The organism is Kitasatospora sp. NPDC090308, assembly GCF_044769485.1.
GTDB lineage: Bacteria > Actinomycetota > Actinomycetes > Streptomycetales > Streptomycetaceae > Kitasatospora > Kitasatospora fiedleri.
This window is the reverse complement of sequence record NZ_JBIVXY010000007.1, coordinates 63178-86766: the sequence shown is the minus strand read 5'-3', so window position 1 is coordinate 86766 and position 23589 is coordinate 63178. Positions and strand designations below refer to the sequence as shown.

The window sequence follows — 23589 nt, the reverse complement described above, 5'->3', positions numbered from 1 at the left end:
ACTGGGGCGGTGACCACCTCGACGCCCGACCGCAGCGCCCTCGGCGCCTTCCTGCGCGCCCGCCGCGCCCGCCTCACCCCCGGCGACGTGGGCCTGCCCGCGGCCGGCCGCCGCCGCACGCCGGGCCTGCGGCGCGAGGAGGTCGCGCAGCTCGCCGGCGTCGGGGTCACCTGGTACACCTGGCTCGAACAGGGCCGGGCCAAGAACGCGTCCGACCAGGTCCTGGACGCGGTCGCGCGCGTCCTGCGCCTGGACGCCGCCGAGCACCGGCACCTGATGGCGCTCGCGGGCCGCGGCCCGGCCGCCCGGCCGGGGCCGCCGATCGACCTGCGCCCCGAGCACACCGCCCTGCTGGCCAAACTGCTGCCGTACCCGGCCGCCGTGCAGACCGACTGCTACGACCTGGTCGCGGCCAACCGCACCTACCGCTACCTGTTCGCCGACCTGGACGCCTACCCGGTCGAGGAACGCAACTGCGCCTGGCTGATGTTCACCGAACCGAGCTGGCGCAACAGCCTGCTCGACGAGGACACCGTCCTGCGCGAGATCACCGCGAAGCTCCGCACCCGCCAGCCCGAACACCGCGACGACCCCCGCTGGAACGCCCTGATCACCCGGCTGCGCCAGGAGTCCCCGGACTTCGTGCGGCACTGGGAGTCGTACGAGGTCGTCGGCGACCGCACCCAGCTGCGCCGCTACCAGTCCCCGCGCGTCGGCACCCTCGACGTCCAGTTCCAGAGCCTGTGGCTGGACCGGGCCCGGGACGCCCGGATCGTCGTCATGACCCCCACCGACGCCGCCACCACCCAGCGCCTGGAACGCCTCGACTCCCTGGTCGGCGCCGCCCCGGCCTGGACCTCCCGCGACGACTCCGCCGCCGACGCGGCCACCGGCGCCTGAGCACCCCGCCCCGAGCCCCGCCGGTGCCGGGCGTCCTCGCAGGTCGGGGCGGTCCGCGCAACGGGTGGTGGTGCCCGCTTCGACCACGGTGGATGGCAGGCATATGATCCGTTCGCCGACGCGCGCGTCGGCCTTTCTCCGGGCGGATTCGATCACGCCGGTCGCAGTTTCCGCTGCCCGCGGGGCAGCGCAGGGGGGGCACACATGAAGAGTTTGCGAAGCGCCGTGGTCGTCGGCACCGGTGTCCTGGTCGTCGCGGGGGCGCTGCCGCTGCAGTCGGCCGCCGCCGACCAACCGCACATCTACCTGTCGTACGCGCAGTGCGACCAGCCCATCAACACGTGGTTCGACTGGCAGAAGCAGCCGCTCCAGGTGAAGGCCGGCGAGGACGCCGGAGCGCTGTGCCGGGTCGAGTTCGGGGCCGACCAGCGAGGCGCGAAGAACGTGAAGCTGGCCCTGACCCTGTCGGCGCAGTCCGTCGCCGACTCCGGCTACTCCGCCCAGCAGCTCGCCCAGCGGCTGTCGGTCAGGAGCTTCTACTCCACCGCCACTGCCACCGACCGGCGGGCCGGCCGCGCCTGGGTGGTGAACGACGACGGCTCGCTGACGCTGGACCTGCCGGCCCACGACTTCCCGGCGGGCGGGACCTCGGGCTCGCCGGACGGCCTGGGAGTGGTGGACCTGGAGATCTCGGGCGCCCCGTCGGCGAAGTCCGTGCTGCTCCAGGGCCGGCTGGACCTGACCGCCGACGGGACCACGGAGAAGCTCACCAAGCCGATCTCGATCAACTACGTCGGCAACGGCGGGAGCGTCGACCTCGGCGCCCCCAGCACCCTGGTGCCGGTGAGCCCGGCCCGGCTGCTGGACACCCGCGCGGGCATCGGGGCCGCCAAGGGCAAGCTAGGCCCCGACGGCACGCTCACCCTGACGGTGGCCGGCCGGGGCGGGGTGCCCCTCACCGGAGTCAGCGCCGTCGTCCTCAACGTCACGGCCACCAACCCCACCGACGCGAGCCACGTCACCGCCTACCCGCACGGCAGGAACCGGCCCACCGCCTCGAACCTCAACTTCACCCCGGGCGAGACCGTCCCGAACCAGGTGACCGTCCCGGTCGTGGACGGCAGGATCGACCTCTACAACCAGCTCGGCACCGTCGACCTGATCGCCGACGTCAGCGGCTACTACACCCCGGGCGACGCGGGCTCCCGGTACACCGCCCTGGCCACCCCGGCCCGGCTGCTGGACACCCGCGCGGGCACCGGCGCCGCCAAGGCCAAGCTCGGCGCCGACAGCACGCTCACCCTGGCGGTGGCCGGCCGGGGCGGTGTCCCGGCGGAAGGCGTCACCGCGGTGATCCTCAACGTCACCGCCACCAACCCCACCGACGAGAGCCACGTCACCGCCTACCCGCACGGCACCGGCCGGCCCACCGCCTCGAACCTCAACTTCACCCCCCGCGAGACCATTTCGAACCAGGTGGTGGTCCCCGTGGTGGACGGCAGGATCGACCTCTACAACCACACCGGCACCGTCGACCTGGTCGCCGACGTCAGCGGCTACTTCTCCGCCTCCGGAGCCGTCTTCGTCCCCACCGGACCGGCCCGCGCCCTCGACACCCGCGACGGCACCGGCGGCATCCAGGGCAAGGTCGGCCCCCGCGCCATCGCGCTGACGGTCGGACGCTGGGAGAACGGGGTCCCCCCGTACGGGATCACCGGCGTGGCGCTGAACGTCACCGTGACCAACACGACGGACAGCAGCTTCCTGGCCGTCTACGGCGCCACCCCGGGCGGGCCGATCCCCGACACGTCGAGCCTCAACTTCAGCGCCGGCCAGACGATCGCGAACGCCGTCACCCCGAACGCCGCCGACGGCGTGGTCTTCGCCAACCACGTCGGAAGCACCGACGTGATCGCCGACGTCTCGGGCTACTTCACCACCGGCTGACCCACCGCATCCCGGGGGCCCGACCGAACCCGGCCGGGCCCCCGCGCCTGCTCGGCGGCCGCGATCCGCAACCCGGACAGCGACGCCACCACCGCCCAGCCGACCCCCGACCGCCCCAACTCCCTTGTCCCACCGCCCCCTCCACACCCGCCACCGCGCGAACGGATCGGCCGGGCGCGGGCCGTCCGGCGGCGGTAGGGCAGACTGTGCCCATGAGTCCCGACCGCCGCCCCCTGGGGCTGGCCTTCTCCGAACCCGCAGCCGACCACGCCCTCCCGGCAGGCGAACACCCGCGCCCCCTGTCCGTCGACCGCTCCCCGTTCCTCGAGCCGGCCCCGGACGCGCCCACCCCGCCGACACTCCACCGCCCGCCCACGTCAACCAGGGCCGGGTCCCACCAGCCGTAGGTGCGGGCGCCGTTCGGCACCACGTGCTCCGGTTCTCGCCCCCGCGCTCCTGTCGCCACCCCTACCCGGGCCGGCACGCAGACCCAGGGAGCACCGCGACGAGAGGGTGAACGCATGAGCGGCAGCGGCCTGGACGGGCTCATCCACCGCTTCCGGATCGGGAGGCACGTCCAGGGCGAGGTCCGCGCCCCGCTCATGCCACGTGGTGACACCGCGGTCGGAGCCCTCGTGGAACTCGACGGCCTCCCGGTCGGCTTCGTCGACGGCGAGCATCTGCCACGTCGGCTCGACCGGTGGCCGCAGGCCGGGACGACCACCGGGTTCGAGATCCTGCGCCACGACGTCCGCCGCTCGGGCCGCCTCCAGATCAGGCTCTGGCCGCTGGAGGCTTCCTTCCGTAATCCCGAGGCCACTCACCGGGGGCATTCCGAAGAGCAGTGGCAACGGATCAAGGAGCGCTGTCCCGTCGGCACGAACGTGATCGGCACCGTCACTTCGACAGCGCTGCCGCACCGCTGGTCCACCGTCACCTTCGACGGGACACGGACCCGGGTGACCTGCCTCGACGACCCACCAGCCCTGGGTTCCGAACTGCGCCTCCGTGTCGTTGAACTCCTCGAGGCCACCCACCGCGTCATCCTCGTCCGCATCGACGGCGGCCGCGAAGAACCGGTCCGTCAAGACCGCTGATCCGCTCTTCCCCGCCGACGCGGGCGGAGTCGGTTTCCACGACCCCCGTCTCCGGGTGGCGTCGTCTCCGGTGAACATCCACTGCCACCCACCCTCCCCGGCGACGCGGTCAGGCGCGGCGGCGGTCGCTGCCGTCGCGGAGGCGGGTGGTGTGGTGGATGAGGGTGTCGAGGCGGGTGGCGAGGTCGTTCCGGTCGGTGTCGAGGTGGGGGCGGATGGCGGTGAGGGGCGGGAGGAGGTCGGCGGGGTCGGTGGTGCCGAGGGCGGTGGTGAGGGCGGCTTGGGCCGGGTGGGCGTCGCGGGGGAGGGGGGTGGCGGTGAGTTGGGCGGCGAGGACGCGCAGTTCGGCGGCGTGGTCGCGGGCCCAGGCGGTGACCGTGCGGTCGGCGGCGCGGCGGTCGCGGACGGCCTTGACGCGTTCGGCGCCGGTGGCGGTCCGCGTCCCGCCGCCGCGGCCGGTGGGGGGTTTGAGGCGCAGGTAGCGGTTCTCGGCGGCCTGGCGGCTGGCCACGCCCATGGGGTGGGCGAGGTCGGCCCAGGTGGCGCCGGCTTCCCGGGCGGTCTCCACCAGGCCGGCCTCCCAGCCGGCGAGTTCGGTGCGCAGTTCGCGCAGCAGCAGCAGCGCGGCCAGGGCCGGTTCGGGCCCCTGCTGCGCGTCAGGGGCGGTGGAGGCGGCCGGGGTCCGGGACGCGGGGTCGTGGGCGGTGCGGACGGCGTCGTCGATGGCGGCCAGGGCCGCCGCGGCGGCCAGGAACGAGGCGGGCTCGGGCGGCCGGGGGCCGTCCGGGGCGGCGCTGCGGGGCTTCTCACTCATGCAGTCACTCTATCGGTGACACGGCGACTTGTCATCGGATGGATGACGCGCTACAAAGGTGTCAGGTGAAGCGCACTGGCAACCCATTCGATCCATGGAGGTGTTTCGCGATGCTGCTGCGCACTGACCCGTTCCGCGAGCTGGACCGCCTGACCCAGCAGTTCGTCAACACGGCCGGTACCTGGTCCCGGCCGACCCCGATGCCGATGGACGCGTACCGCACCGGCGACGAGTACGTGATCTGCTTCGACCTGCCGGGGGTGGACCCGCAGGCGATCGACATCGACGTCGAGCGGAACATGGTGACCGTCAAGGCCGAGCGCCGCCCGCACCAGGAGGGCGAGGGCGTGAAGTGGGAGCTGTCCGAGCGCCCGCTCGGCGTGTTCTCCCGGCAGGTCATGCTCTCCGACACCCTCGACCCCGCCGGGATCAGCGCCGACTACGACGCCGGCGTACTGACCCTGAAGATCCCGGTCGCCGAGCGGGCCAAGCCCCGCAAGATCGCCATCGGCCACACCGGCGACCGCAAGCAGATCCGGGCCTGACCCGTTCCCGGAAGCAGTTCCCGGAAGCCGTTCCCGGAGACCGTTCCCCGAAGCCGTTCCGAGCCGCCCCCGATCCCGCTCCCCCCGCGATCGAAGGGGCGGCCGGAACGCCCTCCGACCCCCGGCCGCCCGGCGGCGGGCCGGCCGGGGGAGCGGGGCAACGCCGTGAACCACCGGCGCGTCGCCCGCCTGCCCGTGGGCGGGTCCCGGCGCCGCGCCGCCCGCCCGCTCAAACTCACGGGCCCGCCCCGGTACCCGGCAGCCGAGACCGACCGGGCACCGGCCGCGTCGGCCCTCTGGACGGAGGGAGAACCGCGATGACTCTTCGATGGGAGGCGTTCCTGGACGAGGTCCGGGAGCGCGGCGAGTACGGCACCCCGCAGGAGGCGGAGCGCGCGGCCCGGGTCGTCCTGGCCCTGCTGGGCGCCCACCTGGTCGGCGACGTGCGCGCCGAACTGGCCGCCCGCCTGCCGGAGACGATGGCCCTGATCCTGCTCAACCCGCTGCCCGCCGCCGAGCCGCTCGGCCCGGACCGCTTCGTCCGCGCGACCGCCGCCTGGATCGAGGGCGCCACCGAGGCCACGGCCCTGTGGGACGTCGGCGCCGTCCTGTCCACGGTGGCCGACGCCGCCGGCGAGGACCTCACCGGGCGCATCCTGCTCCAACTGCCGCCCGGCTACGACCTGTTGTTCGGCCGCCCGGCCGCAGGCGAACGACCCTGACCACGCCCCACCCCGACCACGCCCCACCCCGACCACGCCCCACCCCGACCGCCCCTCCACCCCGACCGCCGCCGCCGTCGGCGGCCAGCCCCCGGAAGGTCCCACGGCCATGACCCGTTACCGCCACCTCCTCCAGCAGGTCCGCGACTTCGGCCGCTACTCCAGCGACGAGGAAGCCGAACGCGTCCTCGACGCCGTCCTGTCCGTCCTGGGCTCCCAGCTCACCGGAGACGAACGCCGCGACCTCGCCGCGGCCCTGCCCGAGCGGGCCCGCGCCGTCCTCACCGCCCAGATCCCGCTGCCCCGCCCCGTCGCCGCCCCCGCCTTCGTCGAAACGCTCGCCCACACCCTGGGCACCAGCCTCACCACCGCCCGCTGGGACGCCTCCTCCGTCCTGGCCGCCCTCACCACCCTCACCGACGCCCCCCTCACCGACCGCCTCCTTGCCCACCTGCCCCGCGGCTACGCCCTGCTGTTCGGCCGCGCGGACCTGGCCGCGGCCTGAAACGGCGGAGCCGTCCCGGGCCGCGACCGTGGCTGCGGAGCAGGTGGAGACGGAGCAGGTGGAGACGGGGCCGACCGGTCAGGCGGGTGAGAGGGAGAACACCCCCGCGTGGTCGGCGTACTGGACGAGGCGGGCGCGCGAGACGCTGTACAGGCCCTGGTCGACGGACACCCACGAGGAGGAGGAGAGCACCTGCAGGGCGAAGGTGGAGGTGCCCGGCAGGTAGTCGAGCCAGAACTTCTGGTCGTCGTAGATCCAGCCGTTGCAGTCGCCCTCGATGAACCAGGAGCCGTCGCTGGTCGACTTGTCCCAGATGGTGATGCAGCGGCCGTTCATCCGGTTCTTGAAGATGTAGGGCGTGGTGGACGTGGTGTCCGCTCCCCAGTGGCACACGCGCCACTGCTGGTTGGCGAGGCCCTGGTACTGGTACTGCACTATCGCGCCCTTGCTGTCGGGCCCCTGGGAGAGGTCGAAGACCATGCCGCCGGAGGTGTTGATCCGGTAGTAGCCGGGGGCGCAGGCCCAGCCGTCCCGGGTGGGGTCGGAGGAGGCGGACGCGGAGGACGGGGCGGCGACCAGCGCCGCCGCGGCGACGGCGGCGGCGCACAGCACCCGGACCGTCCGGGAGGTGGAACGCGGCGTCCGCCGCGGGGAGTCGGTCACGGTGGTCTCCTCGGAGCGGGTGGTCGGGGTCAGCACGTGCCGAGCCGGTCCTGCGCGGCGCGGCGCACGGTGCCGGCCGGTTCCGGCGCCGCGCAGTTGCGGGTGACGGTGCCGATCTCGGGGGTCTCGTACGTGGTGTAGGTGCCGTAGCCGCCCCGCTGCGCGTTGATCCAGACCCCGGTGGCGGGCCCGGTCTGGGCACAGACGTACTTCGCGTACGTGCCGTCCACCCGGCGGGTGCCGCGGTAGAGGCCGTAGTAGCCGGCCTTGGCGAAGTTCCAGGTGGTGCTGACCGTGCTGGTGCTGGTCGACGACGTCGTGTTGGAGACCGAGAAGCCGACCTTCGCCTCGACCTTGACGAACACCGGGCCCGCCGAGGCGGAGATCTCGACGCTCTTGTCGACCGTGGTGCTCACCGTGCTGACCTGGCTGAGTGTCTCGGTGCGCTGGCCGGTGGTGCCGTCGCCGACGTTCACCGCCAGGAAGTCGGTCACCACCGGGGTGACCACGGCGGTGACGCTGTAGTAGGACGAGTCGGTGGCCGGATCGCAGCTCGTGGTGGGCGGTGGCGGCGGGGCGGGGTCGGCGTGCGCCCGCTCCGCGCCGACCACCCCCGCCGCGGTGAGCCCGGCACAGAGGAGCAGCGCGGCGGGCAGGACGCCACGCCTCCTGACAGCGGTGATCGACACGAAGGACTCCCTCGACTGTGATGACGCGTTCGGAGGGCCAGGATCACCGCGCGGCACCCGGGCCGGGGAGTGCAAGCCCTGCCCTGGCATCCGGCCCGGCCGGATGCCGCCGGGCGCACAGTGGCCGGTTGCGGTCTGTCGCGGACCGCGATCACCTCGCAGAATGCGGGCGTGGAAACCACCAACGCCATCCGGGACTTCCTCCTCTCCCGGCGCGCCCGGCTGCGGCTCCAGGACGTCGGACTCCCCGACGACGGCCACCGCCGGGTCAGCGGCCTGCGCCGGGAGGAGGTCGCGCTGCTCGCGCACGTGAGCGTGGACCACTACATCCGGCTGGAACGCGGCCAGGCGTGGCGGGTCTCGGACGCGGTCCTGCACGCCGTCGCCGACGCCCTGCGCCTGACGCCGGGCGAGCGCGGCTACCTCTACAGCCTCGCCCGGCCGTCCCCGCACCCGCCCGAGGAGCCCGCGGGCGCAGGCGTGCGCGACAGCGTCCAGCACCTGCTCGACTCCCTCACCGACGCCCCCGCGTACGTGGTCGGCCGGGACGGCGCCGTGCTGGCGTGGAACCACCTGGCCGCCGCGGTCTTCACCGACTTCGCGCTGGTCCCCCCGGGCCGCCGCACCATCGGCTGGCTGGTCTTCACCCACCCGCAGGCGCGCACGGTGTACGCCGACTGGGAGTTGAAGGCGCGCGAAACAGTCGCCTACCTGCGGACCGAGTGGGGAGCCCGGCCCCGGGACCGGGCCCTGGCGCGGCAGATCCGCGAACTCGGCGACGCCGACGACTGCTTCCGGCGGCTGTGGTCGGAGCAGGTCGTCGTCGACCTCACCCGCGGCAGCACCCGGATCAACGGCCCGTCCGGAGTCCAGCTGCGCCTGTCCTGGGACACCTTCCGCACGACGGGCGACCCCCACGAAGTGGTCATCGCCTACACGGCCGCGGACCGGGACACCTCGGCCGCCCTGCGCGGCCTGTCGGCGGCCGGCCGGACGCCCTCCCGGCGCCTTCCCGACGCCCCGTCAACCTCCTGACGTCTCCTCGACGCGTGCCCGGCGGGGAGGAACGCTCGGCCCGAAGCGGGGCAGACGTGTTCCGACCGGACGGGCAGGAACGCTGGAAGAGGTGGACGGATGGACGAGGGGACGAGCACGCTGCTGTGGGTCGCCGGCACGGCGCTGGTGGCGGCGACGCTGGTCGCGGCGGTCGTGCTGGTGGTCAAACTGGTGCGCACCAAGCGGCTGTTGGCCGACACCGGCATCCCGATGTCGAAGAAGGTGCTGTTCTGGGGAGCGATCGTCTACCTGGTCTCCCCGGTGGACCTGCTGCCCGACCCGATCCTGCTCGACGACCTCGGGGTCCTGCTGCTGGCCCTGCGCTCGCTCGGCAAGGCCGTCCCCAAGGGGGCCGTCCAGGGGGCCGTCCACCGCACCGCCCGCCGCGCGGGCCGCCGCGACCGCCGGCCGTGACCGCCGGCCGCGGCCGGGGAGCGGGGCACCGCACCGAGGCCCGCCCGGCCGCGGACGGGTCCGCCGGACGGCCGACCCGTCGGCGTGTACCGGCGGATGACGCGGCCGACTCCCGGCGCGGGTGCCAAGGTTGGGCACGGCCTTCCCGCGACGCGCCGGCCGGCGGCGGAGGCGGCCGGTACCCGCGGGCCGCCGCGCGGCGGCACCCACCCGGCGGCCCCCGGGCCGCCCACCGCGCGGGACCGTCCGGGACCGCGCGCACGGCCCGCGGTCCCGCCCAGACCCGGAAGGCAGGGGCGAGTTGAGAAGAGCCGCGGAGGCCGAGCCGCTCCGGCTGGCCGTCATCGGCGGCGGAGCCGCCGGACTCAGCCTGGCCCACTGGCTGGTCAGGCAGGACCTGGCGGGCCGCCCCGACGGCCCGCGGTTCGACGTGACCGTCCTCGAGGCGCCGGAGGGCCCGCTGCGCCCGGCGCCGCGGACCTGGTGCTTCTGGGACGACGGCCCGGGGGAGTACGACGAGGCCGTCCTCGCGCAGTGGTCCCGGCTGCGGATCACCGGCCCGGACGGGAGCACCGTCGAGGCGGCGCCCGCCCCGCTGCGCTACCGGATGCTGCGCTCCACCGCCTTCGAGGAACTGGTGCACGCCCGCCTCGCCGCCCACCCCCGGGCCAGGGTCCTGCGGGCCACGGTGCACCAGGTGCGGGCCCGGCCGGACGGGCGCCCCGGCGCCCGGGTGCGCGCCGAGGACGCGGCGGGCCGGCCGCTCACCCTCGACGCCGGGTACGTCTTCGACTCCCGCCCGCCCACCCGGCTCCCCCCGGCCCGCACCACCCTGCTCCAGCACTTCCGCGGCTGGTTCGTGCGCACCGCCCGCCCGAGCTTCGACCCCGGCACGGCGCACCTGATGGACTTCCGGGTCCCGCAGCCCGCCCACGGCCTCGGCTTCGGCTACGTGCTGCCGCTGGCCCCCGACCGCGCCCTGGTGGAGTACACCGAGTTCTCCCGGCACCCGCTGACCGTCCCCGGGTACGAGCGCGCCCTGCACGGCTACGCCCGGCAGGTCCTCGGCCTGGACGAGTTCACCGTCGAGGAGGTCGAGCAGGGCGTCATCCCGATGACCGACGGCCGCTTCCCCCGCCGGGTCGGCCCCGCGCACGTGCGGATCGGCACGGCCGGCGGCGCCACCCGCCCCGCCACGGGGTACGCCTTCGCCGCCGTCCAGCGGCAGAGCCGCGCCATCGCCGCCGCCCTCGGCCGTCCGGCGGCGCCGGGCCGCCCCGCGCCGGCGCCCGCCCCCCACGGACGGCGGGCCCTGGCCATGGACGCCGTCCTGCTGCGCGCCCTGGACACCGGCCGCGTCGACGGGCCCCGGTTCTTCACCGATCTGTTCCGCCGCACCCCCGCCGAGCAGGTGCTGCGCTTCCTGGACGGCGGCAGCACACCCGCCGAGGAGCTGCGCATCGGCCTGCGCTGCCCCGTCGGCCCCATGCTGCGCTCGGCCGCCGAACTGCCCCTGCTGCCGCGCCGGACCCCGCCCGGCACCCGCCCCGAAACCGCCCCGGACCCCCGTGAGGACGACCGTTGACAGCGCACCAGCACGACCAGCACCCGCACCAGCACGACCAGCACCCGCACCAGCACAACCAGCACGCCGCGCACCGCCCGCCCGCCGCCCGGCGCGGCCGGGACCGACGGGCCGAGGTGGTGCGGGCCGCCCCGGGCCACGCCCGCTTCCCCGGGTCCCGGCCGCCCAGGGTGGCCGTCGTGGGCGGCGGGATCGCCGGGCTGGCCGCCGCGACCGCGCTCGCCGAACGCGGCATCGAGGTGGTGCTGCACGAACGGGAGCCCGTGCTGGGCGGGCGGGTCGCCGGGTGGACCACCCGGCTCGCCGACGGCTCGACCGCGACCATGAGCCGCGGCTTCCACGCCTTCTTCCGCCAGTACTACAACCTGCGCGGTCTGCTGCGGCGCACCGACCCCGGCCTCACCCGGCTGACCGGCCTGCCCGACTACCCGCTGCGCCACCGCTCCGGAACGGCCGACAGCTTCGCCCGGGTGCCGCGCACCCCGCCGCTCAGCGCCGCCGGCTTCGTCGCCCGCAGCCCCACCTTCGGCCTGCGCGACCTCGCCGCCCTGGACGCCCGGGCGGCCCTGCCACTGTTGGACGTCCGCCTCCCGGAGGTCTTCGAGCGCCACGACGCCACCAGCGCGCACGACTTCCTGCGCCGGATCAACTTCCCCGAAGCCGCCCACCACCTGGCCTTCGAGGTGTTCTCCCGCAGCTTCTTCACCGACCCGCGCGAGCTGTCCGCCGCCGAACTGCTGCTGATGTTCCACATCTACTTCCTCGGCTCCTCCGAAGGGCTGCTGTTCGACGTCCCCACCGAGCCCTACCCGCAGGCCCTGTGGGAGCCGCTGGCCGCCTACCTGGGCGCCCGCGGCGTCGACCTGCGCACCGGGTCCGCCGTCGAGGGCGTCCGGCCGCTGCCCGGCGGCGACCTCGAGGTGCTCTCCCCGGACCGGGGGGCCGAACGCCACCAGGCCGTGGTCCTCGCCCTGGACGCCGCCGGCCTGCGCCGCCTGGTCGCGGCCTCCGAGCAGCTGGGCGACCCGGCCTGGCGCGCCGACGTCGCCGCGCTGCGCACCGCGCCGCCCTTCCTGGTCTCCCGGCTCTGGCTGGACCGCCCGGTCGCCGCCGACCGGCCCGGCTTCCTCGGCACCAGCGGCTACGACGGACTGGACAACGTCAGCGTGCTGAACCACTGGGAGGGCGAGGCGGCCCGCTGGTCCGCCCGCACCGGCGGATCGGTCGTCGAGCTGCACGCCTACGCCGTGCCCGAGGACGCCGAACCCAAGGAGGTCCAGGAACGGATGGCGGCCCGGCTGCACGAGGTCTACCCGGAGACCCGGGACGCCCGCACGGTGGACGTCCGCCACGAATGGCGCCGGGACTGCCCGGTGTTCCCGGTCGGCGGATGGCCGCGCCGCCCCGGCGTCACCACCCCGCACCCCGCCGTCGTCCTGGCCGGCGACCTGGTCCGCACCGACCTGCCCGTCGCCCTGATGGAACGCGCCGCCACCACCGGCTTCCAGGCCGCCAACGCCCTGCTCGCCCGCTGGGGCGTGGCCGGCCAGACCCTGTGGACGGTGCCCCGGGCCGGCCGCTCCCGCCTGCTGCGCGCCCTGGCCCGCCGGGCGGCCCGCTGACCCCCCGGCGGGCCGCCGCCCCGTCCGCCGCCCGCCCGGGTGCGCCGCCCGCCCCCGTCAGCCGGGAAAGCGGCCGGTGCTGCGCAGCGCCCAGCGGCGCTCCGCGTAGGCCAGGTCGTCGCGCCACAGCCGGGCCGCGGCCCGGCGCATCAGCGGCCGCAGCGCCGGAGCCAGCGCCCGGGCCGCGGCGAAGCCGCGCCGCCCCGAGGAGGCGATGACGGCCTCCACCACCGCGGTGCGCGGCGCGGGGGAGGAGGGGCCGGTCAGCGGGGTGGCGTGGGTCTCCACCACCGAACCCTCCCCCTCGCCCTCGACGATCCGCATGACGACGGTGCGCGGCCCGGGCGCGGTGAAGACCGCCCGCACCGGCACCACCAGCCGCCCGGCCACCCGGAAGGACACGTCGACCACGAACCGGTCCTCCCCGGCGCCCTCCGGCGTCTCCACCACCGCGAGGTCCACGAACGAGTACGGGTGGAACCAGGAGCCGTGCCACGGGTCCAGACGGTTGGCCACCACGTCCGTGGGCTCGCACCGGCCCAGCCCCGTGTACACCGCCGTGACCGCCCCCCGCGCCTCCGGCCGCGCCACCGCCACCGGCCGCCCGGTGGGCTCCCCGCCGCCCACGGCGTCCAGCCGCACCCACGCCAGCACCCCGTCCTCGTGCACCGGGTAGGGCTCCCAGCCCGCCACCGGACCGCCGTTCAGGGCCAGGCCGTGCCAGTGGCACACCAGCGTGCCGCACACCACCCGGCTGTCCTTCAGCGGCGCGCCCAGGTGCGGGCAGCTCCCCGGCCCGGCCCGCAGCGCCCCCGCCGCGTCCCGCCACAGCACCACCTCCGCGCCGCCGACCAGTCGCCCGCACGGCCGTCCGCCGCCGGCGATCCCGGCGCGGCCGACGACGAACCAGTTCCCGGCGGGCCGGGCCGCCGCCCGTTCGAGCGCGGCGGCGATCAGCGCGGGCCGCGCCGCCCGCCACGACGGCTCCTGCCGCGCCCAGCCCGGACCCCGGCGCAGCCGCAGCGGGGGCGTCCAGCGGGACGGGGCGCTCACCGGACCCGCCCCCGGGCCGCCGGACGGCGGCGCGCCGGGCCCGGCGGCGGGCCGGAGCGCCCCGGAGCCCGCACCCTGGCGGCCAGGATCCGGGTCAGCCCCGACGCGGCGACGGCCGCCCGCCGGCGCAGCGGCACCACCGAACGCCGGTGCAGCACGGCGTAGCCGTCCTCGGCGATCGCGTCCAGGATGCCGCCGTAGAGCAGGAAGGCCGTCCGGATGCAGGGCCGCACCCGGGGCTCCAGCATCGCGATGCCCGGCTCGGCGTCCCGGTAGACCCCGCGGGCCAGCGCGGCGCCCGCCGTCAGCGCGGCCCGGATGCGGGCGTCGTCCCGGCCGGTGCGGCGGCTCCACTCCAGCAGCGGCCGGTCCACCCCGTGGGCCGCCAGCAGGTCGGCCGGCAGGTACACCCGGCCGCGGTCCAGGTCCTCGCCCACGTCGCGCAGGAAGTTGGTCAGCTGGAACGCCACCCCCAGCGCCGCCGCGTGCGGCTCGGCCTCGGCGCGGCCCGTCACGGTGCCGAGGACGGGCAGCATCTGCAGGCCGATCACCGCCGCCGAGCCGTGCATGTAGCCGTACAGGTCCCGGTAGGTCGGGTAGTCCGTGACGGTGAGGTCGGCGCGCATCGAGGCCATGAAGTCCGTGAACAGCGCCGGGTCGATCCCGTACCGCTCGGCGGTGTCCGCGACCGCCCGCACCACCGGCTCCGCCGCGTCGCCGCGCCGCAGGCCCCCGGCCAGGTCCCGCTCCAGCGCGCCCAGCAGCCGGTCGCGCTCGGCGGGCGTCTCGCGCCGGTCCAGCCCGTCGACGATGTCGTCGGCCCAGCGGGCGAAGCCGTACAGCGCGTGGACCGCGCACCGGCGCTCCGGCGGCAGCAGCCGGGTGGCCAGGAAGTAGGTGCGGCCGTGCCGGGCGTTGAGCTCGCGGCAGACGGTGTACGCCGCCCGCAGGGCGGGGGCCGTGATCCCCGCCGCGTCCAGTTCACGGGCCGTCATGCGGGGCTCCTGCCGTCGGGGACGAGGTCGAGGTCGAGGACGGGACCGGCGCCGCCTCGGGTCCGGGCGGCGCGGCGGACGCCGCGGGCGGGCGGCGGCGCGCCGGGCCGGGGCGGGCCGGGCCGGTGATCCGGGCGGCGGCGAGCTTCCCGCTGATCAGGACGGTCGGCACGCCGACCCCGGGCGTGGTGCCGCAACCGGCGAGCACCACGTTCTCCAGGCCCCGCACCAGGTTGCGCGGCCGGAACGGGCCGGTCTGCGCGAAGGTGTGGGCCGCCGAGAACGGGGTGCCCGCCGCGTGCCCCCGGGCGGTCCAGTCGGCCGGGGTCACCAGGCACTCCTCCTCGACGGACGCGCCGAGCCCGGTCAGCCCGCGCCGCTCCAGGGTGTCGAGCAGGTGCCGGCGGTAGCCCGGCGCGAGGTCGCCCCAGGCCGCGGCACCCGGGCCGACGGCGGTGTTGGGCACCGGCGCCAGCACGTAGTGGGTGTGCCGGCCGGCCGGGGCCAGCGACGGGTCGGTGCCGGTCGGCCGGGTGATCAGCAGCGAGGGGTCCGTCATCAGGCTGCCGGTGCGGGTCAGTTCGTCGAAGGTCCGCTCCCAGGCGTGGCCGAAGGACAGGGTGTGGTGGGCCAGCTCGGGCCAGGTCCGGTCGGTGCCCAGGTGCAGCACGACCGCCGAGGGCGAGAACCGCAGCGGCAGCGCCCGCCGCGGAGCCCGCCCCAACAGCCGGTACGCCACCGGCAGGTCGGGGGTCAGCACGACCGCGTCGCAGGCGATCCGCCCGCGGTCCGTGACCACGGCCGTGACCCGGCCGCCCCGGCGCTCCAGCCCGGTGACGGTGCTCCCGTACCGGAACCCGGCACCCGCCGCGGCGGCGGCGCCGGCCATCGCCCGGGGCAGCGCGTGCATGCCCCCGCGCGGGAACCACACCCCGGCCACGGTGTCCATGTAGGCGATCACCGCGTAGGCGGCCAGCGCCCGGGCCGGCGCCACCCCCGCGTACAGGGACTGGAACGAGAAGACCCGTCGCAGCCGCTCGTCGCGCAGGTGGCGCCCGATCCGCGGGGCGAGCCGGCCGAACCCGCCCAGGGCGGCCAGCCGCGCCAGGTCGGGGTTGAGCAGCTGCCACGGCGAGTCGAAGTTGGTGTCGATGAAGCGCCGCATCTGCGCCCGGTAGAGCCGGGTGAGCCAGTGGCGCAGCTCCCGGTAGCCCGCCGCCTCCCGCGCGCCCGCGAACCGCGCCACCTCGGCCTCCATCGCCTGCGCGTCGGTGTGCACGTCCAGCGCGCTGCCGTCCGCGAACCGGGCCCGGTAGGCGGGGTGCAGCGGCAGCAGGTCGACGTGCTCGCGCAGCGAGGTGCCCACCGCCGCGAACGCCTCGTCGGCGAGCTCGGGCATGGTCAGCACGGTCGGCCCGGTGTCGAACAGGTACCCGCCGCGCCGGATCCGCCCGGCCCGCCCGCCGGGCTCCCCGTCCCGTTCGACGACGGTCACCCGCCGCCCCGCGCCGACCAGGTGGCAGGCGGCGGACAGCCCGGCCAGGCCCGCCCCGACCACGACGACGTGATCGGCCGACGGCACGGCGCGGCTCACCGCGCACCCCCCGCGCCGCCCGCGCCGACGGGCGGCAGCCCGGCGGTCGCCCGCAGCAGGGCGGCCAGCCGCTCGGCACCGGGAGCCAGCGGACGGGCCCGCTCCAGGTACTCCGTGCTGCGCTCGGAGAGCCGCTCGATGCGGGACTGGACGGCGGCCCGCGCCCCGGTGGCCACCAGCGCCTCCCGGACCCGGTCCAACGCGGCCTCGTCCAGCTCCGGGTCGCCCAGGCACCGGGCCAGCACCTCCGAGGAGGCGCGGTCGCGCCGGGCGACCGCCCGGGCCCGCGCCACCGCGAACAGGTAGGTGGGCTTGCCGGCCCGGACGTCGTCGCCGCAGGGCTTGCCGGTCCGCGCCGGATCCCCGAAGACCCCGTCCAGGTCGTCCTTGAACTGGAAGGCGACGCCCGCGCAGCGGCCCGAACGGCGCAGCGCCTCCACCTGCTCGGGCCGGGCCCCGGCCAGCACGGCCCCCAGGTGGACCGGCCGCTCCACCGAGTACATCGCGCTCTTGAGCTCCGCGACCCGGATCGCCCGGGCCGGCGAACGCGACCCGGTCACCTGGCCGTGCACGTCGAGGTACTGGCCGGCGACCATCTCCATCCGCAGGTCCGACCAGACCTCCCGCACCTGCTGCCGCCGGGGCTCCCGCAGCTCCGAGCGCGCGGCGGCGGCCAGGTCGTCGGCCCAGACGAGCGCCAGGTCCCCGGCCAGCACGCCCGCGGCCGCACCGAGGTCCGCGGCCCCCCGCCCGCCCGCCCCCGGCGCGTACTGGGCGGCCACGTCCACGTGCAGGGCCCGACGGCCGCGGCGCGTCGCCGACCCGTCCATCACGTCGTCCTGGACGAGCGCGCAGGTCTGCAGCAGCTCCAGCGCGGCCCCCGTGGCCAGCGCGGCCCCGACCGGCACGTCCGGCCCCCCGCACGCGCGCATCGCCCACCACAGCAGCCGCGCCCGCACCCGCTTGCCCCCGCGCCCGGTGAAGTCCGCCACCCGGTGGGCGAGGTCGGCCGCGAACGTCCCGTCGAGGGCGCCCGCCCGCGCCACCCGGCCCGCCAGCCACTCGTCGAGCGCCCGGCCGACCGCGCCCGACACGTCACCGTCCACGCCCTCCGCGCCCCGCACCGCCGGCGAGGCCCGGGCCGCGACCGGCAGCCCCGGCCCGCCGGGGGAGCGCCCCCGTCCGCCCAGCGGATGGACCGCGCCGGAGCGACCGCCCCGCTCGGACGGGGCGGCCGCGCTCCCCGTGGATGCCGACAGCGATACGGAGGACATCGAGCTCGCTTTCCCGTCGGATAACGCTGCGCACACCCGGGCGGGGCGCCGCGCGGGCGCCGCGCGCCGACGGCGCAGGAGGCTCTCTTCGTCTATCCCCGGACCGGCCCGCCCAGTCGCTCCCGGCGGACGATTCACCCCGCGAGCGGCCCCTCCCGTGCCCGGCGCCGTCCCGGCCGCCGGGGCTACTCCCCTCCGTCCGCCCGGTCCCCGGCGGGGTTGAGCGCGGCGACGACCCGGTCGTAGTCGCCGCGGGCCTCCCCGTAGCGCAGGAACTTCACGCGCTCCACCTGGATCTCCTTCGCGTCGGGCCGGGCCTCGATCAGCCCGATCACCTCCGCGGTGAACTCCTCCAACGGCATGGCCGCCTCGTTGTCCTCGTGCCCGGGCATGAGGGCGGTGCGGACGGCCGGGGGCACCAGCTCCACGACCTTGACGGAGGTGTCGGCGAGCTGCAGCCGGACGGACTCGCTGAGCATGTGGACGGCGGCCTTCGTCGCGTTGTACGTCGGGGTGGCCTTCAGGGGAGCGAACGCCAGACCGGACGAGACGGTCATGATCGTGGCGTCCGGCTGCTGCTGGAGGTGTTCGACGAACGCCGCGATCAGCCGGATCGTGCCGAGCAGGTTCGTGGTGACCGTGGACTCGGCGGTGGCCAGGAACGACGCGGGACCGTGCCAGTCCTCGGCGCTCATCACCCCGGCCATCGGCACCAGGACGTTCAGGTCGGGGTGGCGGGCGAGGACCTCCTTCGCCGCCGCGTCGATGCTCGCCGGGTCGGCGGCGTCCACGAGCACGGTGTCGACACCGGGGTGCTCGGCCGCGATGCGCTCCAGCAGCTCGGCGCGCCGGCCGCCCACGATGACGGTGTTGCCCCGGTCGCGCAGCGCCAGTGCGAGCGACAGCCCGATGCCGCTGGTGGAGCCCGGGATGAAGACGGTGTTTCCGGAGATGTTCATGCCTCCGACTATCGTCCGCCGCCGAGGCCGGTGGCAGGGACGCCTCATCGGGGGATCACCGGTCCCTGGCTGAGCGGCGGCGACGGGACGACAATCGGATCCATGGACCGCGCCGCACTCGCCGACTTCCTGCGCCGCCGCCGCGAGGCACTGCGCCCCGAGGACGTCGGCCTGCCCCTGGGCGCCCGTCGCCGGGCCCCCGGGCTGCGCCGGGAGGAGGTCGCCTCGCTCGCCGTGATGTCGACCGACTACTACACCAGGCTGGAGCAGCGGCGCGCCCCCCAGCCCAGCGCGCACATCCTGTCCGCGCTCGCCCGCGCCCTGCGGCTGACCAGGGACGAACGCGACTACCTGTACCGGATCGCCGGGCACAACGCCCCGGCCGCCCTGTCGGCCTCGCCCCACGTCGCCCCCGCGCTGCTGCGCGTGCTCGACCGCCTCGCCGACACACCGGCGCTGGTCCTCAGCGACCTGGGCGAGACACTGGTGCAGAACGGCCCGGCCGCGGCCCTGTTCGGCGACGCCTCGCACCTGACCGGCCCGGCCCGCAGCGCGATCTACCGCTGGTTCACCGACCCCTCCGCCCGGCTCCTCTACCCCGAGCAGGACCGGGACCGGCAGAGCCGCGCCCAGGTCGCGAGTCTGCGCGCCGCCTACGGCGTCCGCGGCCCGCGATCCACCGCGGGCGAGCTGGTCCGGGCCCTGAGCCGGGCCAGCGAGGAGTTCGCCGACCTGTGGGCGCGCCACGAGGTCGCCCGGCGCTTCGAGGACCACAAGACGCTCGTCCACCCCGAAGTCGGACCGATCGAGGTCGACTGCCAGGCCCTGTTCACCGAGGACCAGTCCCAGGTGCTGCTCGTGCTCACCGCCGCACCCCGCAGCGAGAGCGAGGAGAAGCTCCGCCTGCTCGCCGTCCTGGGACCCAACCGCTTCGCCGCACTGGCACCGGACCGCCGATGAGGGCCGGGTCACGGGCGGCCCCCCGCCGGTAGGCCGTCCGACCGGCCGCCCGCGCCGCACGCTCGCCCCGACCCGCGCGAAACCGCCCGGGCCGCCCGGCCCCGCCGGGCACCGTCCGGGCGGGCTACGAGGCGGCCCGCAGCACCTCGTAGCCCGCCTGGACGAACCGCCCGTTCAGGGTGGGCCCGGCGTTGGCCAGCGCCGCCACCGCGGCCCGCCCCTGCGGGGAGAAGCCGACGAAGGCCGTGAAACCCCGGGTGCCGCCGGAGTGGAAGTACAGGTCCCGCCCGCCGGAGCGGCGGCGGTTCCACACCAGGCACAGCTCGTCGCCGGAGGCCGGCAGCCGCAGCCGCGGCCGCTGGACGTCCGCCAGGGCGGACGCCAGCGCGTCGGGGCGGGCGGCGGGGCGGGCGTCGAGGTGGGCCCGCAGGTAGCGCAGCAGGTCGGCGCCGCTCGCCCGCACCGCGCCCGCCCCCGGCAGGCCCGGGATCCGCCAGGGCGGCAGCGCGCGTCCGCGCCGGTACCCGACCGCGCGTCCGGCCGCGTCCGGATCGCACGTCGTGGCGCCGAGACCCAGCGGCGACAGGACCCGGTCGGCGAGCAGTTCGCCGTACGGCAGCCCGGCGCGCTCCGCCATCGCCCGGCCGAGCAGCCCGACCCCGTAGTTGGAGTACCGGTACCGGCTGCCCGGCCCGACGCGCACGGTGGTCCTGGCCAGCGCCGCCCGCAGCTCCTCCTCGCCGAAGGACGCGTACGGGTTGCTGCGCCACGCGGGCAGGGCCGCCGCGAGCAGCCCCGGGGGCAGCCGGGGCAGGCCCGCGGTGTGGGTGGCCAGGTGCAGCAGCCGGACCGGCTCGCGGGAGCGGACGGCCACCGCGGGCCAGTGGGCGGGCAGCAGGCGGTCCACCGCCTCGTGCAGGGCGAGCTCCCCGCGCGCGGCCATCGCGGCGAGCAGCAGCGCGGTGAACGTCTTGCTGACGGAGCCGAGTTCGAAGACGGTGTCCGGGGTGCACGGGCCCGCCCGCCCCCGCCCGGCCCGCCCGAAGCACCGCACCTCCTCCCGGTCGCCGCGCACCACCGCCACCGTGACGGCGGTCGCGGACGACGACACGGCCGCCCGCACCGCCGCCGCGACCGCGGCGTCCACCCCGCTCACACGGCCGCCGTCGCCCGCAGCGCCCGGGCCAGCGTGACGTCGCCGGCCACCACCGCGACGACGGCGGTGTGCTGGTGGTCCAGGAACGCCCGCTCGCGGTCCTCGTCCACCGGGTCGGTGTCGCGGGGCAGCAGCCCGTCCTCGTGCTGGGCGGCGGCCAGCGCGTCCCAGCCCTGCCGCCCGGTGGCCGGCTCGCCGATGCAGGCGTCGACCACCAGCAGCTCCGCGACGAGGTCCCACTGCCCGACCTCCACCCAGACGTCGAGCCAGACGGGGAGCCAGTCCCGGACGTAGTCGTGCATCGGCCGGGGGAGGCCCTCCGGGCGGGCGCCCCAGTCGGTGAGGTGGAAGACGGTGTGGGTGATGTCGTACCCGGTCATCCAGTTCACGGCCCAGGGCTCCGGCCCGGCGCCGAGCCAGGTGCCCAGGGCGAGCGCCTCCCAGTCCGGCCGATGGTCGAGCCCGACGACCCGCCGGGCATTGGCGACGCCCAGGCGCCGGTTGGCCCGGATCTCCTCGGCGTGCGCGGCCCGCAGCCGGCTGAGCGAGTCGAGCAGCTCCTCCAGCGCCGGGTGCCGGTAGCCGGCCCGGGCGAAGTGGCCGTAGGTCTCCAGCGGGTCGGTCATGGTGAAGTGGTGCAGCTGGCGCTCGTACAGCAGGTCGCCCTCGCGCAGCTGCGCCCAGCAGCCTTCGAGCAGGTCGCGCGCGGCGCGGGCGTCGGCGGGCGCGCTGACGCCGTCGCGCAGGACGAGGGAGGCGGCGAGGGCGACCTCGCCGAGCGGTTTGTAGGCGTTGTCGGGATCGGCGAAGTCGATCAGGGTGCTGTCCGGGATCCGCCCGAGGCCGTCCCGGTGCGCGGAGTGCAGCCAGGACAGCGCGCGGGAGCCGAGCCGCTGCGCGGTGGCGAGGACGCGGGTGTCGGTCATGCCGCCCGCCTCCCGTCGGCGGGGCCGTCGAGCAGGCGGCGGGCGACGGCGAGGCCCAGCCCGGTGCGGGCGCTGCCGTCGCCGGCCAGCCGGATCCGGTCCAGGACGGGTTCGACCTCCAGGCGCGGCGGCAGGCCCTCGGCGCCGGTCCAGGCGAGCCAGCGGACGAGCCGGGCGGCGGTGGTGAGGTCGTGGCGCAGCAGGGAGCGGACGGTGCCGCGGGCGAGGTCCAGGGAGTGCACGCGGGCGTGCGCGTGCACCGGCCCGTCGAGCCCGGGCAGCGCCAGCCCGGACAGCTGGGACATCCGCACCGACCAGACCTGCCAGCCGGCCTCCTCCGGTCCGGGGAGCACGGGCGGCTCCGGTGCGGCCTCCCCGTACGGGGTGCGGGCGAGGAACCGTCCGACGGCCCAGTCCTGCCACTCGACCACCCGGGCCGCCTCCGGGGACGGGGCGGCCGGGGCCGGGAACGTCCGCCGGGCCCGGGCCAGCAGCGCGGCGGTGGGCCCGTCGGGCCCGGCCCCGGCCAGCAGCTGCGGGGCGAACAGGTCGGCCCCGAGGACCCGGACCGCGGCCAGCAGCGGACGGGAGTCGGTCGCCTCCGGGTCCGGCGGCTCCGGGAGCGCGGCCACGGGAGCGCCGTCCCGGAGGGCGTCGAGAGTACGGCGCGCCAGCTGTTCGACGGCGGCGGCGTACTCGTCGCGCAGTGGTGTCTCGGCGAACGGCATCTGCGAAGTCCCTCCTGGTACGCGGCGGCCGCGCAGCGGATACGCGGCGGGTGCGCACCGGGCCGGCCCGTGCAGGCGGACCGGCCCGGTGATCAGACCTCCCCGACTACCGGGTCGGCTTCTCCTTCGGGGGCTTCGGCGACAGCAGCAGCCCCAGCACCAGGAGTCCGCCTCCCAGCGCCTCGGGCGAGTACGTGGGCGCGTCGGACACGACGGCCTCGTCCTCCACCATCAGGCTCGCCAACGCGGCGGCCTCGGTCGACGTCGCGCTGCGTGACGTCGGGGCCGTTTCGGTCCGGAACTGAGTAAGCATCAGATGTGCCTCCTCGTCTGGATTTCACCATCCGGTCGGGTGGCGCCCCCTCTTCCGACACTACGAGCACGAACGGCCTCCTGCATCCCCAACCCCGCAGGGCGGGACGCCGCCCGCGGCGCGGGGGCCCCGCGCCCGTCGGTGCACGGGACCTCGGGCCCGCTCCGGTCCGTCGGGCCTCGTGCCCGCTCCGGCCCGGAGTCCGGCACACTGGAAGGATGTTGACGATGGGTTCGGTGGTACTGGGCGTGGCGGACGTGCCGCGGGCGGTGGCGTTCTGGACGGCGGCGCTCGGGTACGTCCCGCGCGGGGAGTTCGACGAGGACTGGGCGGTCCTGCTGCCCCCGCACGAGGGCGGGGTGCAACTGGCACTGGACCGCAGCGTCAGCCCCGTCCAGGAACACCCGCGGATCCACCTCGACCTCTACGCGGACGACGCCGCCGAACAGGCCGCCGAGGTGGAACGACTGGTGGCGCTGGGCGCCGAGCGGGTCGACTGGGACAGCTACCCGCCGGACCCGGACTTCGTCGTGCTCGCCGACCCGGACGGCAACCGCTTCTGCGTCATCGACACCGCGCACGGCTGACCCCGCCCGGCACCGCCCACGAGGTGCGCGAGCCCCGGGCCGGGCGGGTCCGCAGGACGGGCGGGTCGTCGCTACGGGCTCCGGACGGACGAGGCCGAGGGTGTTCTCGGTCCAGGTCGCGCGGGAGGAGCGGGGCACGGTGCTGTGCCTGCGCGGGGAGCTGGACTTCGACAGCGCGGTCCAGCTGCCCGAGGCCACCGGCCGGGAACCGGCCCGGGGGCACGGAGCGGGCCCGGCGGTGGCCGACTGCGCACGACTGGAATTCTGCGACTCCTCCGGCATCGGCGCCCCGGTGGAGCTCCTCCAGCGGCTGACGGCGCAGGAGCGGATGCTGCGGCTGGCCGCGGTCCCGAATCCGGTGGCCCGCCTGTTCGCGATGACGGGCCCGGACCCGCTCCTCACCCTGAGCGTCCGTGCGCGTGCGGGCCCTCGGCACGGACGCGCACGGACGTGACGCCGCCGCCCGCCGCCGGGTCGGCCGGACC

At 76.3% G+C, this 23589-nt stretch carries 25 protein-coding genes; 13 read left to right on the top strand and 12 right to left on the bottom strand.

What is annotated here, in order from left to right:
- Window positions 1–9: 9 nt before the first annotated feature.
- From ACIQVD_RS18285 to ACIQVD_RS18275, 3 genes are all read left to right on the top strand, one after another.
- Complete coding sequence (locus tag ACIQVD_RS18285; RefSeq protein WP_400681401.1) at window positions 10–900, top strand: helix-turn-helix transcriptional regulator; 891 nt, start codon at window positions 10–12, stop codon at window positions 898–900.
- Between the two features lie 204 nt (window positions 901–1104).
- Window positions 1105–2847, top strand: coding sequence for a hypothetical protein (locus ACIQVD_RS18280; RefSeq protein WP_402290232.1), 1743 nt, complete (start codon window positions 1105–1107; stop codon window positions 2845–2847).
- A 521-nt stretch (window positions 2848–3368) separates the two neighbouring features.
- Window positions 3369–3944 (top strand): hypothetical protein, encoded by a 576-nt coding sequence (locus ACIQVD_RS18275; RefSeq protein WP_402290230.1) that lies wholly within the window; start codon window positions 3369–3371, stop codon window positions 3942–3944.
- A 109-nt stretch (window positions 3945–4053) separates the two neighbouring features.
- Here ACIQVD_RS18275 and ACIQVD_RS18270 read toward each other — a convergent pair whose 3' ends face one another.
- Window positions 4054–4758, bottom strand: coding sequence for a hypothetical protein (locus tag ACIQVD_RS18270; RefSeq protein WP_402290228.1), 705 nt, complete (start codon window positions 4756–4758; stop codon window positions 4054–4056).
- Window positions 4759–4868: 110 nt separating this feature from the next.
- Between ACIQVD_RS18270 and ACIQVD_RS18265 the strand changes: the two genes are divergently transcribed.
- The 3 genes from ACIQVD_RS18265 to ACIQVD_RS18255 all read left to right on the top strand — a co-directional run bounded on the left by ACIQVD_RS18265 (window position 4869) and on the right by ACIQVD_RS18255 (window position 6530).
- A complete protein-coding gene (locus ACIQVD_RS18265) occupies window positions 4869–5303 on the top strand; it encodes an Hsp20/alpha crystallin family protein (protein WP_100834365.1) in 435 nt (144 codons plus the stop codon).
- 317 nt (window positions 5304–5620) lie between these two features.
- Window positions 5621–6025, top strand: a complete 405-nt coding sequence (locus tag ACIQVD_RS18260) for a DUF2267 domain-containing protein (protein WP_100834363.1) — start codon at window positions 5621–5623, stop codon at window positions 6023–6025.
- Between the two features lie 109 nt (window positions 6026–6134).
- Window positions 6135–6530: a DUF2267 domain-containing protein gene (locus ACIQVD_RS18255; protein WP_400681412.1), complete on the top strand. Its 396-nt coding sequence runs from the start codon at window positions 6135–6137 to the stop codon at window positions 6528–6530.
- 78 nt (window positions 6531–6608) lie between these two features.
- On the opposite strand, the gene ACIQVD_RS18250 is transcribed toward ACIQVD_RS18255, so the two are convergent.
- Both ACIQVD_RS18250 and ACIQVD_RS18245 read right to left on the bottom strand, forming a co-directional pair.
- Window positions 6609–7229, bottom strand: coding sequence for an RICIN domain-containing protein (locus ACIQVD_RS18250; RefSeq protein WP_402290224.1), 621 nt, complete (start codon window positions 7227–7229; stop codon window positions 6609–6611).
- Window positions 7223–7882 carry a hypothetical protein gene (locus tag ACIQVD_RS18245; protein ID WP_402290222.1) on the bottom strand — a complete coding sequence of 220 codons (660 nt, stop codon included), beginning with the start codon at window positions 7880–7882 and terminating at the stop codon, window positions 7223–7225. The genes ACIQVD_RS18250 and ACIQVD_RS18245 overlap by 7 nt, the downstream gene beginning before the upstream one ends.
- Window positions 7883–8053: 171 nt before the next feature.
- On the opposite strand from ACIQVD_RS18245, the gene ACIQVD_RS18240 reads away from it, so the two are divergent.
- The 4 genes from ACIQVD_RS18240 (at window position 8054) to ACIQVD_RS18225 (ending at window position 12559) form a co-directional block, all read left to right on the top strand.
- A complete protein-coding gene (locus ACIQVD_RS18240; protein WP_402290219.1) occupies window positions 8054–8917 on the top strand; it encodes a helix-turn-helix domain-containing protein in 864 nt (287 codons plus the stop codon).
- Between the two features lie 99 nt (window positions 8918–9016).
- Entirely contained in the window at window positions 9017–9352 is a 336-nt protein-coding gene (locus ACIQVD_RS18235) for a DUF1232 domain-containing protein (RefSeq protein ID WP_402290217.1), read from the top strand.
- A 301-nt stretch (window positions 9353–9653) separates the two neighbouring features.
- Window positions 9654–10937 (top strand): lycopene cyclase family protein, encoded by a 1284-nt coding sequence (locus ACIQVD_RS18230; RefSeq protein ID WP_402290214.1) that lies wholly within the window; start codon window positions 9654–9656, stop codon window positions 10935–10937.
- A 116-nt stretch (window positions 10938–11053) separates the two neighbouring features.
- Window positions 11054–12559 (top strand): FAD-dependent oxidoreductase, encoded by a 1506-nt coding sequence (locus ACIQVD_RS18225; protein ID WP_402290646.1) that lies wholly within the window; start codon window positions 11054–11056, stop codon window positions 12557–12559.
- Window positions 12560–12616: 57 nt separating this feature from the next.
- On the opposite strand, the gene ACIQVD_RS18220 is transcribed toward ACIQVD_RS18225, so the two are convergent.
- The 5 genes from ACIQVD_RS18220 to ACIQVD_RS18200 form a co-directional block, all read right to left on the bottom strand.
- Entirely contained in the window at window positions 12617–13612 is a 996-nt protein-coding gene (locus tag ACIQVD_RS18220) for a DUF5914 domain-containing protein (protein ID WP_402290212.1), read from the bottom strand.
- Window positions 13609–14607, bottom strand: a complete 999-nt coding sequence (locus ACIQVD_RS18215; RefSeq protein WP_402290210.1) for a phytoene/squalene synthase family protein — start codon at window positions 14605–14607, stop codon at window positions 13609–13611. Before ACIQVD_RS18215 ends, ACIQVD_RS18220 begins: the two co-directional genes overlap by 4 nt.
- On the bottom strand, window positions 14594–16201 hold the full coding sequence (gene crtI / locus ACIQVD_RS18210) for a phytoene desaturase family protein (RefSeq protein ID WP_402290207.1): 1608 nt from the start codon (window positions 16199–16201) through the stop codon (window positions 14594–14596). The genes ACIQVD_RS18215 and crtI overlap by 14 nt, the downstream gene beginning before the upstream one ends.
- Complete coding sequence (locus ACIQVD_RS18205) at window positions 16198–17307, bottom strand: polyprenyl synthetase family protein (RefSeq protein ID WP_402290204.1); 1110 nt, start codon at window positions 17305–17307, stop codon at window positions 16198–16200. Before ACIQVD_RS18205 ends, crtI begins: the two co-directional genes overlap by 4 nt.
- Window positions 17308–17660: 353 nt before the next feature.
- On the bottom strand, window positions 17661–18434 hold the full coding sequence (locus ACIQVD_RS18200; protein WP_400681437.1) for an SDR family oxidoreductase: 774 nt from the start codon (window positions 18432–18434) through the stop codon (window positions 17661–17663).
- 102 nt (window positions 18435–18536) lie between these two features.
- Here ACIQVD_RS18200 and ACIQVD_RS18195 point away from each other — a divergent pair, with 102 nt between their 5' ends.
- The gene (locus ACIQVD_RS18195; protein WP_402290201.1) at window positions 18537–19394 is read left to right on the top strand and encodes a helix-turn-helix transcriptional regulator; all 858 of its coding nucleotides are present in this window, start codon (window positions 18537–18539) and stop codon (window positions 19392–19394) included.
- Window positions 19395–19518: 124 nt separating this feature from the next.
- On the opposite strand, the gene ACIQVD_RS18190 is transcribed toward ACIQVD_RS18195, so the two are convergent.
- From ACIQVD_RS18190 to ACIQVD_RS18175, 4 genes are all read right to left on the bottom strand, one after another.
- On the bottom strand, window positions 19519–20550 hold the full coding sequence (locus ACIQVD_RS18190) for a serine hydrolase domain-containing protein (protein WP_402290198.1): 1032 nt from the start codon (window positions 20548–20550) through the stop codon (window positions 19519–19521).
- On the bottom strand, window positions 20547–21476 hold the full coding sequence (locus tag ACIQVD_RS18185) for a DUF6895 family protein (protein ID WP_400681444.1): 930 nt from the start codon (window positions 21474–21476) through the stop codon (window positions 20547–20549). The genes ACIQVD_RS18190 and ACIQVD_RS18185 overlap by 4 nt, the downstream gene beginning before the upstream one ends.
- Window positions 21473–22204, bottom strand: coding sequence for a hypothetical protein (locus ACIQVD_RS18180; RefSeq protein WP_402290196.1), 732 nt, complete (start codon window positions 22202–22204; stop codon window positions 21473–21475). Before ACIQVD_RS18180 ends, ACIQVD_RS18185 begins: the two co-directional genes overlap by 4 nt.
- Before the next feature lie 106 nt (window positions 22205–22310).
- A complete protein-coding gene (locus tag ACIQVD_RS18175) occupies window positions 22311–22517 on the bottom strand; it encodes a hypothetical protein (RefSeq protein WP_100834351.1) in 207 nt (68 codons plus the stop codon).
- 218 nt (window positions 22518–22735) lie between these two features.
- Here ACIQVD_RS18175 and ACIQVD_RS18170 point away from each other — a divergent pair, with 218 nt between their 5' ends.
- Both ACIQVD_RS18170 and ACIQVD_RS18165 read left to right on the top strand, forming a co-directional pair.
- Window positions 22736–23104, top strand: a complete 369-nt coding sequence (locus ACIQVD_RS18170; RefSeq protein WP_402290194.1) for a VOC family protein — start codon at window positions 22736–22738, stop codon at window positions 23102–23104.
- 100 nt (window positions 23105–23204) lie between these two features.
- Entirely contained in the window at window positions 23205–23558 is a 354-nt protein-coding gene (locus tag ACIQVD_RS18165; RefSeq protein WP_402290192.1) for an STAS domain-containing protein, read from the top strand.
- The last annotated feature ends 31 nt before the right edge of the window (window positions 23559–23589 follow it).